The organism is Flavisphingomonas formosensis (genome assembly GCF_009755815.1).
Classification (GTDB): Bacteria; Pseudomonadota; Alphaproteobacteria; order Sphingomonadales; family Sphingomonadaceae; genus Flavisphingomonas; species Flavisphingomonas formosensis.
This window is the reverse complement of sequence record NZ_WRPK01000021.1, coordinates 15,948-31,525: the sequence shown is the minus strand read 5'-3', so window position 1 is coordinate 31,525 and position 15,578 is coordinate 15,948. Positions and strand designations below refer to the sequence as shown.

Below are 15,578 nucleotides of genomic sequence, written 5' to 3'. Positions count from 1 at the left end.
CACGCACCAAAACGAAATGTGCCGGATATCCAAGGCGACGCCGGACCGATCCCGCTCCTACGCCAAAGACGCCATATCGATGACGAAGCGATAACGAACATCGCCCTTCACCACGCGCTGGAAGGCCGTATCCGCCTGCTGAATCGGAATGACCTCGATATCGGCGCCAAGGCCGTGCACGGCGCAAAAATCGAGCATCTCCTGGGTTTCGCGAATGCCCCCGATCGGTGAGCCGGCAATTTTCTTGCGCCGGGCGATCAAGGGAAATCCGCTGAGTTCCATCGGTTCCATGGAAACTCCGAGCAGCACCAGGGTGCCGTCGCGCTGCAGCAGGCTGATATAGGAGTCGTAGGGGATGCTGGCGGAGACGGTATTCATGATCAGATCGAACCGGCCCGCGAGCCGCTGGAATGTGTCTGGGTCTCTGCTCAAGACGAAATCCCTAGCCCCCAGACGCAGGGCATCCTCCCGTTTGTCGGCGGACGTGCTGAACACGGTGACGTCCGCTCCCATGGCCGCGGCGAGCTTGACCGCCATATGCCCGAGCCCGCCCAAGCCGACGACGCCCACCTTGCTGCCAGGGCCCACATTCCAGTGGCGCAACGGCGAATAGGTGGTGATCCCCGCACAGAGCAGAGGCGCCGCCGCGGCGGGATCCAATCCTTCCGGAATTCTGAGCGCATATCGCTCGTCGACGGTCATGTGTGACGAATAGCCTCCGTAGGTCGGCGTTTTGCCGTCCCGTTCTAGGCCATTATATGTCGGCACCATCAGGTCGCAGAACTGTTCCTCGCCCTCGGCACAGTCACGGCACTCCCGGCAGGAGTCGACAAAGCAGCCGACGCCGATGACGTCGCCCACCTTGTAGGTGCTGACTTCTGCCCCGGTCGCCACCACCCGGCCGACGACCTCATGACCGGGCACCATCGGGAAGATCGAGCCGGGAAACTCTCCCTGGGTCTGGTGGATGTCGGTATGGCAAATCCCACAATAGAGGATTTCCATGAGGAGATCGTGCGCGCCGGGCGAACGCCGCTCCATTCGATAGGGCTCGAGCGGGGCGGCCGGCTGCAGAGCGGCATATGCCTTCGCGGGGACCATGGTCATCGCTCAGGCGGCCTCAGTCGTGCGGAACATCACGCCGGCTTCCCACATCGGCGGCGTCTTGGCCGGATCGCAATCCTCCAGAATCACCCAGCGGCACATTTCCCGCAGCGGCTCCAGCGCGTCCCAGGGCCCGGAGAAGGAAGGATTGCAGGCATAGCCGAGCGACGTGAAGCGCTGGGCTCCGAACAGAGGCAGTCGGTCACGCAGCTCATACATCAGGCTGTCGGGATAGATGCCGACGGTCTGCGTGTAGGAGTCGACGGCAGCGATCACCTCGTCCATGCTGTCCACGGGAACGAGATTGGCGATCCGCTTGCCGAGCCGTGGCGCGAAATCAACCGGGGAAGGCAGGTGCGAGACTATGACCGCGCCCTCGTCCTTTTCGCCGCCGACCACGGTGTACCAGTCGTCGCTGAGCTTGGTCGCCTCGAGGCAGTCGCGCAGTTCGCTGTCCATTTCCCGGCAGGGCGTGGACACGTCGTCGGGCAGCGCCACCAGCTCGCGATAGGTTTCGCGGGCGAGATGCTGAAGCTTGGCGAGGCCGGCATCGTCCGTCCCCGACAGGGCATAGACCACCCGCGCGCTCGCGCAGGCTTCCTGATTGGCCGCTCCGACGTCGGTCGCCAAGCGGATGGCCACGTCGCGCAACGCGGCTTCGCTAGCGAACGCTTCCGGCCCGATGATGCTGACGCTGCGCTTTGGATCCATCGAGATCAGCTGCAGCCCCGGCTGCAAATATCTGGTCACATGCTTGATCGAGGCGAAGCCGCCCCACGCGACGATCTTTTCCAGGCTGCGCGGATTGTACAGCTGCTCCTCGACCGCCTGGTCTCCCCCCTTCCAATAAGCCACCGAAATGTGGCGGGTGATGGGGTGATCCGGCGCCATCTCGATCATCGTGCGCGCGATCGCCAGCGCCGTGAACGGATCGTTCGAAGGGCTCTTGATGATCGCATCGCTGCGGGTGATGGCGTTGCGGATCACCGTCAGCGCCGCGATCAGCGCACCGTTGCCGGCGATGATGTGCAGGGCGCGCGATCCGAACGCCCGCACCGACAAGGTGCGCCCGTCAAACATCTTGCGATCGACCCAGCCCTCCAGATAGCCTAGGCCGATCGAGGTATCGATCATCTCCGAGACGATCTCGCGGTTGAAGATCGGGGCCAGGGATTCATACGCGGCGGCCTGCACGGTCTCGGTCAGCGGCGAGGTCAGGCAGGACGCCTCCAGCGCCTCCTGGAGATAGGCATTGCGCCGCAGATCGAGCCGCTCGCCCAGCCGCTCCAGATAGTCGAGGATCTCGTCCATGCTCAACCGGTAGAGATCCGAAAGCGCATCCGGCGTCGACAGCGGCAGCTGGCCGACGATGACCCTCGGATCGGGCGAGCGAAACTCGACCCCGGCGCTGCGGCCACCGAAGGAACCCAGATTGTCGTCGATCCAGCGGCCACGGATCGCGACACCGGCGTTATAGACTTTGGTCATGGTTCAGCCTCCTAGGGTTTCGGCGGCATTGAGGAAATCGAGCGCGTCCTCATAGGCATCGGGAGTGAGCGCGCAGCTGATCTTGTCCTCGCCTGCGCCTTCCTTCTGCACGTCCGCGACGCGGCGGATGCCGTCGACGATATGAGGTCCGGTCCGGCCGCAGGCGCAGCTCGTCTCCCAATCCATCGTGACATAGTCGCCGCTGATGAAACCGCCCCAGCGGGAGTCGATCAGTAGATCGTAGCAGGCGAACCGGCCGCTCTGCCGTCCCTCGCGCGGCAGCGGCTTGCCGCTCTCGATATCCAGCACATAGGGAATGCTCCAGGCCGGCGCGTGATAATGCCCGTGCTCGCAACGACGATAGAGCGCGATCATCTCGGACATTCCGAAGAACATCGCGATCTCCCTGACGCCGAAGAAAGTCTTGACCGTCTCCTCCCAATCCGGCGGCAGGGCGATGCCCTTCGCGCCGCCGCCCGAAACGATGACCGAATCAGGCGAGAAAATGCCCTGCTTGCCGCCTTTCAGACCCTCCTGCGCGATCTTGAACAACATGCTCGTCGTCACCTGTGTGAAGACGCGGCGCCCGGAGAGCTCATCGCAGAGGGTTTCGAAAAATGCCCGCGCATTGTCCGGCATCGCCCGCTGCTGCGCTTCGAACTCCTCCCGCCGGGCGGCCACTTCGGGGCTCAGGCGGAAGGTCGACACCTCGCCCTTCGCCGTCGCGATCTGGTGACGGATTCCCATCAACAACAGGTCGGAACTGAGCCGGCCGGGATAGGCGGCATGGAAGCGCTCCTCATTACCGGCCACCAGCTTGACCAGGCAGTCGTTGGCCGCGGCATGGCTCCAGCCACCGTCACGATAATAAGGATAGATGCAATCGACATCGAGCGGGAGCGTCAGCTCGGCCGGATCGCCGAATAGCCAGAGCACGAACTGCTCGACGAATTTTTCCCATTCCCGCTTCGTCGAGGGAACGAACGACATTGTACCGCTGGTGCCCGACGTGTGGATCATCAGCAGCGGCGTTTCGCGCTTGATCGTCGTCATCCAGCTGTCGATGCTCTGGCAGCCGGACACGTCGACCTTCGAAAGGTCGTGCATCGTCAGCTTGTCGAGCCATTTCGTAAGCTGATCGAACCGGTGCTGATCGACGAGCGCCGATGGATAGGATTTATAGGTCTGGCTGGTGTAGAGCAGCGGAAGTGCATCCTCCAAACGCGATATCTCGCGGATTCCCTGATTGTCCGCCAGCCGCTTCAGGACCGGAACGCTCTCGCGACATTGCTCGAACCGCTGCCTGAGGCCGATGAGCTGCAGTCTTTCGAGATCGGCCCGCCCCAGGGTCAACCAATCCAATCCATTTTTTCGACAAAAATGAAGTGGACCATCGAGGAAATCTGCGACCTCCGCTTCGCCCATGTCCATATCACTCTCCCATCCGAACAAGCCCCCAGGCCTCTTTATCTTAACCCAATCGTCGCCTCCGGAATGGAAGGCCGTCCCAAACGCCGGCCTTCCCTGTCATTATCGCTCAATGGTCGGCACGATTAGAACTTGAAGCTGACCTCTCCGCCGAACGTGCGGGGGTTGCCCACCATGGATCCGTTCACGCCAAGGAGCAGATACATCGGCATCACACCCGAATAATAATGCTCCTGGGTCAAATTCTTGACCCACATCGCCGCGCTCACCCTCGAACCGGCAATACCGTCCCACTGGAGTCGCATGTTGATCAGATGATAGCCGGGAAGCTTCGCGTTCGGTATGAACTGATCTGCCGGCGCCGAGATATTGTTGAGATTCGAGAAGAAGGAGCTCGTCTGACCGTAAGCGTCGACGGTATAAATCAAGCGGCCCGCATTATCTGCCATTTCATGCTTGAACTTGACATATGCAGATCCCGTCCAGGTAGGCGTATCCGCCGGATGACCGAAAAGAAAAGTCTTCGAGCCGATGGTGGCACGCGGATCCGTGTAGCGGAAATGGGTGTAGGAACCCTGCCCACCGAGCTCGAGCCATCCGGCCGGCTGGATCATGGCATCCACCTCGATGCCCTTGCTCTCACCCTTTTTGACGTTTCCGGTGAGCGCGGTCTGACCGCCGCCATCGTCGAAGAAAACCGAGCGCTGGATATTCTTGATATGCTGGTCGTAAAGCGCGACATTCAATCGCGCCGGCATCGTCCCGATCCTGCCGCCGAACTTCGCTCCAATTTCGAAGTCGTAGGTTTTCTCGGGCTTGAACGGATCCGTGTAAAATCCGCGTTCTGGGCTGAAGCTCGCGGCGCTTCCGTTAATCGATCCGGATCGATAGCTTCCCCGCTGGGCAAAGTAAAGCAACAGATGCTCGGTAGCCTGATAGTCCAGCCCGACCGTCCAGCTCGGCAATGTGGACTTCGTGCTCAGATTCGACATCTTGAACGGCCCGTTGGTGTTGGCCTTGTCGTCGCAGGCGCCCTCGCCGAACGGTGCATCGCAGCCTTTGCGGCGCAGCTTGACCAAATCGTGTGTTTCCCGGATGCCGGCCGTAAGCCTGAGCTTAGGCAGAAGCTCGTAATTCGCCTGCGCAAACGCCGCATAGCTCGTGTAAATCACGTCGAAGAGCCCACGCCCGTTCGCCGAAGCGACGAGATTCCAATCGACCCCGCCCTGCCCATCCGGATAAAATACATTTGAATCCGGGAACACGTTGTAGGGCACGCTCTGACCGGCGCTATGCCACGAATAATATAATCCGACTACGAAGTTGAGCTTACTATCCAGAGCTTTTCCCTGAAGCTGCAGCTCGTTTGAAACGCCCTTATCGATATAATAAGGCTGCGTATAATTGAACTGCGGTACAACATTGCCTGCGGCGTCCGTTGTAACGGAGACCTGGCCGAGAAATTGCCCCATGAACGGCGACGCGATATTATCGCCGCTCGCGCTCGATCGTGTATACTGATAACCGGTAATGTTCTTGAGCGTGATATCGTCGCTTAGATCAGCGGAAAAGGAGTTCGTCAGCAATATCTGATGGCCGGACTGCTCATCCTTGTTGCGGCTCATCACTTCATAGAAGCCTAGATTTGCCTTGGCCCATGCTGCGTAGGAATCATAGCCCGTAAAGCCGTATTTCGCCTGCAGCTGCCGAATTTCGGTGATCGGCGAAAGATAATCCTGCGAGCCATCGGGATTGAAGGCCGTGACATAACCCGCCGATGGATAGGCAAGTGAGGCAAATCCATAGGCGCCATGACCAGGGCCCAAAGGCGAATCTTGGTACCAGGGCGCGAGCGATTTACCTATCCCTCGCCACGAACTATATTGTACCGTCAATTGGTCCCGAATTCCTCCGGACGAATATAGCAAGGTGCCACGGATATCCCGTGTCTTGAGCGATCCCGGGTGCGAGCCGTCGAACAGATTCGTCTGGTATCCATCGTGGCTCTTGTACAACCCGGCAACACGCGCCGCCAGATTGTCCGTCAGCGGAATATTGACCGCGCCCTCCACCTCGATCGTATCATAGTTGCCATAACCAAGACGTCCGTAGCCCGAGAGCTCACCCAAGACCGGAGCCTGGCTAGCATAAAGCACGGCGCCGCCGGTTGAGTTTCGACCGAACAAGGTGCCTTGCGGGCCCTTCAGAACCTGGAGAGATGCCATATCGAAAAATTCAACGGTTCTGAAACCGAAGCTGTTCACTTCATTAAAATATGTCGCTACCGCCGACGCAGATGTCGAGAACGCATCGACGCCCTGCCCGCGCAACGTATAATTTGTATTCAGATCCGAGTTAAGCGTGCGGATCGTGAGGCCCGGAACCGCCTGTTGCAGATCCTGTTCACCGAGCACCCGACGCTCGGTCAGAGCCGCACCACTGAAAGCCGTGATGGCGACCGGAACCTTCTCCAGCCTCTCCTCCACACGGCGCGCCGTCACGACGATATCGCCCAGAGAAGCACCCGCCTCGCCAGCCGGCACGCTTGACGCAGCAGCTGGCGGCGCATCATTTGCGAAAGCACTGGTGGAAATGAGCGCCATAGCCACGACCGAAGATGTCGAAACCAAACGAATCATTCCATGATTTCGAGTCGATATATTCATTTCCACTCCCCTCCAGATATGTTTATCATCCAAATGCTATTTCGACCTGCCACACGGCATCTGCTGCAGCGTTGGATTTACCGTCTTTTCGAATATCGTTATCCGCCCCTACGGATTGAGCGCGGTCTCGGATCGCCTCCCGCGCTTGCCCGCAACATTCTTCCCGGCGGACCGCCATAGAATTGGTCAACCATCCTGACGGCACAGAGGGCCTCCCCGACGATTCTCCGCATTCCGGCACGATCTGAAGCGACGGATTCTTTCGATCGTCAAACTCAGCCGATAAGCTTTTATCCGCTCAATATGCTGGACTTATGCCACGCCGAACCGCGTTGTCAACACATGTGTTCATAACTATGCGTGCTTCGACTTTGCCGACAGCGATATTGCCGAGCAGGCCAGACCAGCCGGCATCGCCAGCGCGGAAGGCAATGCGGCAGAAGGTCGACCGAATATCCATCACGACAGAAAGCTTTCGGGCGCGATACCAAGCAGATCGAGCGTGCCGCGCCATGCGAGCGCGCCGCCGTCAACAAGATAAACCACACCGTTGATGAATGAGGCACGGTCGCTGGCAAGGAAGCATACGAGATTGCCGACATCCTCCGGCTCCCCGATCCGCGGGACGAGATTGGGACCCGTGAGCGTTTGCAGGAAGGCCTTTTCTCCCGCCTGCTCCAGGAAGCGCATCGAGCCTTCGGTGCGGATGGCACCGGGACAGTAGCAATTCACCCGAATGCGATCGGCGGCGAGCTCCACCGCCAGATGCTTGGTCAATTGAGCAACGCCTCCCTTAGTGGCGCCGTAGAGCGGGCCTCCGGGATAACCGAGAAAGGACGCGATCGATCCCGCCTGCAGGATCGACGCGTTGGCACTCTCGCGCAGATAGGGGGTTGCGAACTTGGCAGCCATCCAATGGCTTACGACGTTGATCTCCAAGATTCGCCTGAAATGGGTTTCGTCCATGGTCTTAATAGATGGCGCGGGATGTATCACATTGTCGAAAAGTCCGACATTGTTGACCAAGGTATCGATGCCGCCGAAATGAGTGGCCGACCGATCGATAGCCTGCTCAAGCTGGGCGTAATCGGTGACGTCGCAGTGTATATAGAGCGCCTCACCGCCTGCCTTCTGAATTTCCTTCACCAACCGGTTGCCCGGCTCGTCGGCGATATCAACGATCGTCACCGCCGCTCCATCCCGCGCCGCGACGCGCGCAATACCAGCGCCTATCCCCGCAGCGGCAGCGGTGATCACGATTTTCATATTTTGTAGAAGCATCTTCCGCGTCCCCGCTTACCCTCGATCCACCGAACGACCGTAGCGACGCTTGGCCCCAAGAGCCCCTCCGATAACGGCGAGATCTCCACCGCTCTTGGAGCAGCCGCGACTTGCCGGCTTTGGCGATCAACCTGAGCAAGATGATCCGTGAAGCGGCGGCCAAATGTTCGCCCCACCTTTCGCTTGGATCACCGCCAAGCAGCAATCGCTCCTATTTTGGGCACCAAGAAGCACATGCGCCGCAACGGGCGTCAGCGATCGGATCCTCTCCCCTAATTGTCGAGACTCACAAGATCAGAGCGACGAAGATTTGTCAACGCAGGCGTTGCAAAGCTGCGGCGCATCGCTAAGATGACGCCGAAAGCCAATGATAGCGCCAAGCGCACAAGACACTAAGCGGGAGAAGATTGCTTATGGCGGACAGGCCGATCCGAGTCGGAATTGTTGGCGTCAATCCGCTGGGGCATTGGGCGGCTTTGGCCCATCTCCCCGCGTTGAGAAGGGCTCCCGCGGATTTTGAGGTGGTAGGCGTGGCCAACACCAGCCTTGCGAGTGCCCGGAAAGCCGCCGATGCCTTCGGCATTCCGCACGCATTCTCCGATCCTCAGGCCCTGATCGACTCGCCGGAAATCGATCTGGTCGTCATCACCGTCAAGGTGCCCCATCATCATGAACTGGTGACGAAGGCGCTCAGGGCCGGCAAACATATCTTCTGCGAATGGCCACTGGGCACCCATCTTGCCCAGGCCCGCGAGATGGCCGCGCTTGCCCGGGAAACGGACGCCGTGGCCGTGGTCGATACGCAGATGCGGGTAGCCGTCGAGGTAGAATATCTTCGAGAGCTGGTGGCCGATGGCTTCGTGGGAGATGTTCTGTCAACGACCTTATTCGGAAGCGCAGGCAACTCGGGCAGCGCAGAGACGACGCAAGCGATCGCTTATATATGCGACAAGGCCAATGGCGCGACGATGCTCACCATCCCGCTGGCCCATACTCTCGTAGGCCTGCAGGAGGTGCTCGGCGAGCTGAGTGAATTTTCAGCGCGAATTTTCAATCTGCGCCCGACGGCTCGCGTGACGGATACCGGCGAAACCATAGCGAAGACGTCGCCCGATCAAGTTCTCATCCAGGGTGTTCTGGCCAGCGGCGCTCCCATTTCCATCCATTATCGGGGCGGGATGTCGCGAGGCACCAACCTGCTGTGGGAAATCAACGGCACGGAGGGCGACATTCAGGTGACGGCGCCGCATGGCGGATGCCAAATGGCGCAGCTCACCATTCACGGGGCGCGCGGCGGCGACAAGGAGATGAAGCCGCTCACGCCTCCGGCTTCTATGTACGAAGGATGGCCCGATAACCCGGTGGTTCGCAATGTGGCTCGGATGTATGCGTTGATCGCACAGGATATCCGCACAGGCTCGCGCTCGGCGCCGAGCTTCGCGGATGCAGTACGGCTGCACGAAAAGCTCGATGCTTTCGAGCGCTCGTCCGAGGCCTCCTTGCATTTGCAAAAATAGGAGAATTCCCCATGGGTATCGCATTGGTGAACAAGAACAGCATCTACAATGGAATTGCCACGCCTAGGGAGCGCACCTCCGAGCATCGAGGCAGGGTGAATCTGCCGAGCGGCACGGTCGTGGTTTCCGCCGACAATCATTGGTCCTTTGTCGACGACATATTTTATGAGCGCTTCCCGGCGCATTTGCGTGACCGCGCTCCGCGGGCGGTGAACGATGATGGCGCCTTCATCTTCCATGTCGACGGCAAATCGCTGTTCACGCGAACCGTAAGCAATATCCTGCGCACACATGATTCGGTGCCGGGCAATCACCGGATGGAACAGCGAATCAAGGACATGGACGCCGAGGGCGTCCGCAAGGAGATTGTCTTCGGCAACGCGATCGGAGCCTTTTACGCTTACCCCGACCTCGAAGTGCGCGAGTGGGTGTTCCGTATCTACAATCAGTATATGAGCGAGCTCCAGCAGCAGGCTCCGGGCCGCTTCTATGGCGTGGGCCTTATCAACTATTGGGAGCCGGAGCGCACCGCCGAGTCGATCGCGGAATTGAAGAAACTGGGCCTCAAGACCTTCCTGATTCCGATGAATCCCTATGGAGCCGAGCGGAAATCGCTCAGCTACGGCGACGAATCGATGAACCCGATGTGGCAAGCGATCGAAGACAGCGGCATGCCGCTATGCTTCCATGTCGGGGAATTTGCACTGGATGGTCCCGGCGGCGTCGGCCTCGGCCTGTTCCAGACCTTTGGACCGTTCCGAAAGAATTTCGGTGAGTTGGTCTTCGCCGGCATATTTGACAGGCACCCCAATCTCAGGGTGGTTTTCGTCGAGGCGGATCTCAACTGGATTCCAGGAGCCCTGCAAAACGCCGAGGTTCTGTACGAGGTATATAACAAGATCTTTGAACCGCAACTGAAACACCGTCCGAGCTATTATTGGCACAATAACTGCTACGCTACTTTCATGTCCGATCCGATTGGATTAAAGATGCTCGACATCATTGGCGCAGATCGCGTTATGTGGACTCAGGATTATCCGCACCCGGAGAGCTTATATGGCTGCAACTGGTCCGCGATTCAGGAACTCATGGATCACGTCCCATCGGAAGATGATGTGAGGAAGATTCTCGGAGGAACCGCTCTCGAGCTCTTCAATCTCTGATCCGGTTCAAAGCCGTACGGGAGCGCTTGACCGAGGACATAGTGGCATGATCGTTGGGTGCAACGATCGCTTTCCACATAGCCGCCAACCTCTTTCGAGCGCGGCGCAATCCCCGGAACATATGCACGAGGAGAATGTGATGGACGCGAAACGCGAAAAGCGCCTGGACGAGTTGCTGGACAAGGGAGATATTCACGACCGGCTGATGCGTTATGCTCGCGGCATCGATCGCAACGATGGCGAGCTGTGCGGCGATACATTCTGGCCGGATGCGTTGGTGGATCACGGCCATTCCAAGTTCAAGGGCGATACCGTAGGGGAGCTATTCGCCACCGTCAGCAAGCATAACGCGCATCGCCAAGTCCATCAGATCACCAATCTCGTGATCGAACTCAACGGCGACCTCGCGACCTCGGAGGCGCAGCATTGGTATACGGCCGAAACCGAGCGCAACGGCGTGGCCTATCTCCTCAGCCGGTCGCTGCGCTACGTCGATCGCTGGGAAAAACGCAACGATGAGTGGCGGATCTTCCATCGCACGACGATCGAGAGCTGGAACCGTGTCGATCCGGTGGTCGAGCGCATCCCCAATTCCGAGAATGTCTATCTCTGCAAGGACGACAAGTCGGACCTCAGCTATCATCTCTTCGAGCTTACGCGGAAGCGCGAGAAGCCTCCGCTGCAATATCCCGATGCCGACAAGAACTATCTGTCTGCCAGCACGCGCTATGACAGCGCCGGCTTCCGGCTGAGGGACGAAAGCCGGAACAAATAGGCCCCGGCATCTTCGAGCCCTCCTCGATCCGAGCATAGCTGCGACGGAGGCCAACCGGACCAGCGGTCGCGGACAAGGGAGCGATATGGTCGACCTGAGATTTACCGCCAGCACGCACGGCTTCAATCACACCGGCGATTTCGACGGGATGATGGCGTTCGTGCGAACCGCCGACGAGCTGGGCTATGACACGCTCCGCCTCGCCGACCACGTCACGCTGGTGGACATCGGGAAGCATCCGGAAGTCCAGTCGCCCTATACGGTCAAAAGCCAAATCCGGGAGATTTTCGTCCTGCTCGGCTATCTTGCAGGCTGCACCAGGCGCATCACGCTTGCCACGGGCGTCTTGGCGCTGCCGCAGCGCCAGACGGCGCTGGTGGCCAAGCAAGCGGCGGAAATCGACCTGCTCGCGAAGGGACGATTCCAGCTCGGCGTCGGGCTGGGCTATAATGCCGTCGAGTTCGCGACCATGAATGCCGACTTCCATGATCGGGCGGTCCGCTTCGAGGAGCAGATCGACGTGCTGCGCGCCTTCTGGACGCAGGACATCGTCGACTTTGCCGGGCAATTCCACACGCTGGAGCATGTGAACATCAATCCGCGGCCCGTGCAGCAGCCCATTCCGATCTGGTTCGGGACAGGCAATCTCGATCAACCGATGCCTTCCGATCGCATCCTGCGGCGGATCGGGCGGCTCGCCGACGGCTGGCTGCCGCTCTTCGCGCTGGATGCGTCGCTCAAACCCAATCCGTCGGCCATAGCGGCGATCGATCGGGTCAACGCCTATGCCAGGGCAGCCGGTCGCACGGTCGATCGCCTGCCGCTCGAGCTTTGCATATGGCCGGGCGGACGAAGCAAGATGCAAGTCGCGGACCAGATCAAGATGCTGCGCGACATGGGCGCCAGCGATATCCATGCGCAATTCTCATCGTCCGCGCCGGACGATCTCGAGACAAAGCAGGCCAATTTTCAAATCGACTCATTGAAGAGATTCAGAGAGGCAATCGATCTGCTCGCATAGCTGCGGACTTATTCCGAATGATCACCATTACGGCAGCGACAAATGCGATCAAGCTTCTGATGAAATATCTCTGTTACGTTCAAGACACTGATCGATAAAGCGCAAAGGAGAAGGCGATGGTAAAGGCTCGAAAAGATGTCACCGTCGATTTCGATCCGCTCCGTCCAGCGCAGATCCACAATCTGGATGTCGCCTGCGCGGAGCTTCGCCACACCTGCCCGGTGGCATGGAGCGAGGCGCAGGGCGGCTTCTGGGTCGTCACGCGCTACGAGGACGTCGAGAAGATAGGCCGACAAAGCAAGTTCTTCTCGGTCACGGGCGGCAACACATTGCCGCCGGCCCCCTATGAGACGCTGCCCATGGCACATTACGACCCGCCCGCGCATACTCCCTATCGTCGCGGGCTCAATCCCGGAATGTCGCCCCAGGCGATCCAGGACCATTTCCTGCCACGTATAAGATACTGGACTGATGTCTTTATCGATCGCGTGATCGAGAGCGGCTTCTGCGAGGCCGTCTACGATTTCGCCGTCGCCATTCCCACCGCCGTCACGATGGAATGGCTGGGCTGGGAAGACCAGGACGAATGGTGGCAACTCGGCAAGGCCTGGCACGACATGCAAGGCCGGCCGGTGCATAGCGAAGCTTGGGCCAGCGGCTCAAGGACCGTTCTCGATTTCGACACGCGGATCAGAGAGGAGCTGATCAAGCGGCGCAAGTCCCCCCGCGACGACGAGATGAGTCGCATCCTGTCTCTCGAAATCGACGGCAATCCGATGCCGGTGGATCATGCCGTCGGCCTGATTCGGGTGCTCATCGGGGCGGGCGTCGATACCACCACCTCCTCGATCGGCACGGGACTGGTGCACATGCACTTTCACCCCGAGGACCGACAGCGACTGATCGACGATCCCGCGCTCTGGCCCGCCGCCACCGAGGAATTCCTGCGCCGTTACCCGCCCTCCCGGGCGCTGGTGCGCACCTGCGTGCAGGAGACCGAGCTGGGAGACTGCATCATCAAGCCGGGCGAGCTGATCTATGCGCCGATCACGTCCGCCAACCAGGATCGCGCGGTGTTCGCCTCGCCGCTGAGCTTCGACATGACCCGCAAGAACAACCGGCATCTGTCGTTCGGCACGGGGGTGCACATGTGCCTGGGCATGCATCTCGCGCGGGCGGAGGTCGAGGTGGTGCTGCGCCGCGTGGTCGAACGCATGCCCGATTATCGCATCATCGAGGAAGGCCTGCTCGAATATTCGCGCCAATCCACCATCAACGGATGGATGAAGGCGCCGATGGCGTTCCCGCCCGGGAAACGCGAATTGCCGGACATCCCGGAGATGAATCTCTCGGCCCTCACCTATTGATCAGAAAAAAAGGGCTCGTCGATCGGCCGCGGCTTCTATCGTGAAGAGACACGAGCTCGGGGGCGCCTTAGAGCGATTTCGGAGCAGACGGGCTCACTGCTGGCTCGGAAATCGCGGTATCGGAAAGAGGTAGAGCGTCGAATCTGAATCAGCTCCGCTCATCCTGAGTAGGGGCTGAGCTTGGGAGGGCACCCATGAAAATGGCATTTTCGTGGGAACCCGAAGAAGGTGAGCAGGTGAAACACGCCCCCGGCATGTTTCAGCCTCGTCCGGGGGATGAGGCGACCTGCCTCACTATCGAAGGACCTGCGATGCAGTGCGCCCTTCGATACGCCATTTCGACTTCGCTCAATGGCTGCTCAGGATGAGCGGGTCCGATTTAACGCTCCGCGCTCTAGCTCAGGCCTCCCCATAGGCTGCTTCGGTGCAGGCCCGGACATCCTCGCGGCTCACCCCCGGCGCGAGTTCCTTCAGCACGAAGGGCGATTGCCGGTCGGCCCGCTCGAACACCGCCAGATTGGTGATCAGCATGTCCACCACGTTGCGCCCGGTGAGCGGCAGGCTGCAGGTCTTTCGGAACTTCGGAGTACCATCCTTCGCGACATGGTCCATCAGCACGATGATCCGCCGCACGCCGGCCACTAGGTCCATCGCGCCGCCCGGCCCCTTGACCATGCGGCCCGGCACCATCCAGTTCGCCAGATTGCCGTCTTCGGCCACTTCCATCGCGCCCAGCACCGAAACGTCGATGTGGCCGCCGCGGATCATGCCGAAGCTGTCGGCGGAGGAGACATAGCTCGTCCGCGTCAGCTCGCTGACCGTTTCCTTGCCGGCATTGATGATGTCAGGATCGACTCTGTCCTCCAGCGGGTAAGGACCCAACCCTATCATGCCGTTTTCGGATTGCAGCGTGACATCGATGTCCGGCGAGATGAAGTTGCTGACCAGCGTGGGAATGCCGATGCCGAGATTCACGTAGAAACCGTCGCGCAGCTCGCGCGCCGCCCGCGCTGCCAGATCTTCCCGCGTCCAGCCTCTCACCGTTCTACCGATCATCACGCCTCCTCCTGCCGCACGGTACGTCGCTCGATCCGCTTCTCGTTGCTGGTGGCCAGAATCAGGCGCTGAACGAATACGCCGGGCGTGTGAACCGCATCGGGATCGAACCACCCGTCGGGAACCAGCTCCTCGACCTCGGCGACGGTCGCGCGCCCGCATGTGGCGACCATGGGATTGAAATTGCGTGCCGATTTATGGAACTGCAGATTGCCGTAGCGATCGCCGCGCCGCGCCTTGACGATCGCCAGATCAGCCACCAGCCCGCGCTCCAGCACGAAGCTTTCGCCCTCGAACTCCTTCAGCTCCTTGCCCTCGGCGATCAGCGTGCCGACCCCGGTTCGCGTGTAAAAGCCGGGAATGCCGGCACCGCCGGCACGTATGCGCTCGGCAAGCGTGCCCTGTGGACAGAATTCGATCTCGAGCTCGCCCGCGAGATATTGCCGTTCGAACTCACGATTCTCGCCTACGTAGGACGATATCATCTTCTTCACCTGATGGGTGCGCAGCAGCTTTCCGAGACCGAAATTATCGACGCCGGCGTTGTTCGAGATGATCGTCAGATTCCCGACACCCGCTTCGACCAGCGCGTCGATCAACGTTTCGGGAATGCCGCAGAGCCCGAAGCCCCCGGCCGCGATCGTCATTCCGTCGAACAGCAGCCCGGCCAAAGCAGACCGGGCATCGTCAAAGATCTTCTCAGCCATTCATG

Annotated in this window: 12 protein-coding genes; 5 read left to right on the top strand and 7 right to left on the bottom strand. The window is 60.0% G+C overall.

The features are described 5' to 3' along the window. Positions 1-57 precede the first annotated feature (57 nt). From GQY20_RS31290 to GQY20_RS31270, 5 genes are all read right to left on the bottom strand, one after another. The gene (locus GQY20_RS31290) at positions 58-1,107 is read right to left on the bottom strand and encodes an NAD(P)-dependent alcohol dehydrogenase (protein WP_198351329.1); all 1,050 of its coding nucleotides are present in this window, start codon (positions 1,105-1,107) and stop codon (positions 58-60) included. Between the two features lie 3 nt (positions 1,108-1,110). Next, positions 1,111-2,592, bottom strand: coding sequence for an acyl-CoA reductase (locus GQY20_RS31285; RefSeq protein ID WP_157221097.1), 1,482 nt, complete (start codon positions 2,590-2,592; stop codon positions 1,111-1,113). A 3-nt stretch (positions 2,593-2,595) separates the two neighbouring features. After that, positions 2,596-3,945, bottom strand: coding sequence for a phenylacetate--CoA ligase family protein (locus GQY20_RS31280; RefSeq protein WP_157221096.1), 1,350 nt, complete (start codon positions 3,943-3,945; stop codon positions 2,596-2,598). 200 nt (positions 3,946-4,145) lie between these two features. Continuing rightward, positions 4,146-6,686, bottom strand: a complete 2,541-nt coding sequence (locus GQY20_RS31275; protein WP_157221095.1) for a TonB-dependent receptor — start codon at positions 6,684-6,686, stop codon at positions 4,146-4,148. Positions 6,687-7,145: 459 nt separating this feature from the next. Next, positions 7,146-7,952, bottom strand: a complete 807-nt coding sequence (locus GQY20_RS31270; protein ID WP_157221094.1) for an SDR family NAD(P)-dependent oxidoreductase — start codon at positions 7,950-7,952, stop codon at positions 7,146-7,148. Between the two features lie 428 nt (positions 7,953-8,380). On the opposite strand from GQY20_RS31270, the gene GQY20_RS31265 reads away from it, so the two are divergent. The 5 genes from GQY20_RS31265 to GQY20_RS31245 all read left to right on the top strand — a co-directional run bounded on the left by GQY20_RS31265 (position 8,381) and on the right by GQY20_RS31245 (position 13,810). After that, complete coding sequence (locus tag GQY20_RS31265; protein WP_157221093.1) at positions 8,381-9,484, top strand: Gfo/Idh/MocA family protein; 1,104 nt, start codon at positions 8,381-8,383, stop codon at positions 9,482-9,484. 11 nt (positions 9,485-9,495) lie between these two features. Then, the gene (locus GQY20_RS31260; RefSeq protein WP_157221092.1) at positions 9,496-10,647 is read left to right on the top strand and encodes an amidohydrolase family protein; all 1,152 of its coding nucleotides are present in this window, start codon (positions 9,496-9,498) and stop codon (positions 10,645-10,647) included. Positions 10,648-10,786: 139 nt separating this feature from the next. Continuing rightward, positions 10,787-11,422 (top strand): nuclear transport factor 2 family protein, encoded by a 636-nt coding sequence (locus GQY20_RS31255; protein WP_157221091.1) that lies wholly within the window; start codon positions 10,787-10,789, stop codon positions 11,420-11,422. A gap of 85 nt (positions 11,423-11,507) precedes the next feature. After that, positions 11,508-12,443 (top strand): LLM class F420-dependent oxidoreductase, encoded by a 936-nt coding sequence (locus GQY20_RS31250; RefSeq protein ID WP_157221090.1) that lies wholly within the window; start codon positions 11,508-11,510, stop codon positions 12,441-12,443. Positions 12,444-12,559: 116 nt separating this feature from the next. Continuing rightward, positions 12,560-13,810 (top strand): cytochrome P450, encoded by a 1,251-nt coding sequence (locus GQY20_RS31245; RefSeq protein WP_157221089.1) that lies wholly within the window; start codon positions 12,560-12,562, stop codon positions 13,808-13,810. A gap of 399 nt (positions 13,811-14,209) precedes the next feature. Here GQY20_RS31245 and GQY20_RS31240 read toward each other — a convergent pair whose 3' ends face one another. Further along, positions 14,210-14,866: a 3-oxoacid CoA-transferase subunit B gene (locus tag GQY20_RS31240; protein ID WP_157221107.1), complete on the bottom strand. Its 657-nt coding sequence runs from the start codon at positions 14,864-14,866 to the stop codon at positions 14,210-14,212. Then, positions 14,866-15,573 (bottom strand): CoA transferase subunit A, encoded by a 708-nt coding sequence (locus GQY20_RS31235; protein WP_157221088.1) that lies wholly within the window; start codon positions 15,571-15,573, stop codon positions 14,866-14,868. Before GQY20_RS31235 ends, GQY20_RS31240 begins: the two co-directional genes overlap by 1 nt. Positions 15,574-15,578: the final 5 nt, after the last annotated feature.

What these genes read in the sequence shown, in the direction of transcription:
- GQY20_RS31245 (WP_157221089.1), top strand. Translation starts at nt 12,560, where the DNA reads ATGGTAAAGGCTCGAAAAGATGTCACCGTCGATTTCGATCCGCTCCGT.
- GQY20_RS31250 (WP_157221090.1), top strand. Translation starts at nt 11,508, where the DNA reads ATGGTCGACCTGAGATTTACCGCCAGCACGCACGGCTTCAATCACACC.
- GQY20_RS31290 (WP_198351329.1), bottom strand. Translation starts at nt 1,107, where the DNA reads ATGACCATGGTCCCCGCGAAGGCATATGCCGCTCTGCAGCCGGCCGCC.
- GQY20_RS31270 (WP_157221094.1), bottom strand. Translation starts at nt 7,952, where the DNA reads ATGAAAATCGTGATCACCGCTGCCGCTGCGGGGATAGGCGCTGGTATT.
- GQY20_RS31275 (WP_157221095.1), bottom strand. Translation starts at nt 6,686, where the DNA reads ATGAATATATCGACTCGAAATCATGGAATGATTCGTTTGGTTTCGACA.
- GQY20_RS31235 (WP_157221088.1), bottom strand. Translation starts at nt 15,573, where the DNA reads ATGGCTGAGAAGATCTTTGACGATGCCCGGTCTGCTTTGGCCGGGCTG.
- GQY20_RS31240 (WP_157221107.1), bottom strand. Translation starts at nt 14,866, where the DNA reads ATGATCGGTAGAACGGTGAGAGGCTGGACGCGGGAAGATCTGGCAGCG.
- GQY20_RS31285 (WP_157221097.1), bottom strand. Translation starts at nt 2,592, where the DNA reads ATGACCAAAGTCTATAACGCCGGTGTCGCGATCCGTGGCCGCTGGATC.
- GQY20_RS31255 (WP_157221091.1), top strand. Translation starts at nt 10,787, where the DNA reads ATGGACGCGAAACGCGAAAAGCGCCTGGACGAGTTGCTGGACAAGGGA.
- GQY20_RS31260 (WP_157221092.1), top strand. Translation starts at nt 9,496, where the DNA reads ATGGGTATCGCATTGGTGAACAAGAACAGCATCTACAATGGAATTGCC.
- GQY20_RS31265 (WP_157221093.1), top strand. Translation starts at nt 8,381, where the DNA reads ATGGCGGACAGGCCGATCCGAGTCGGAATTGTTGGCGTCAATCCGCTG.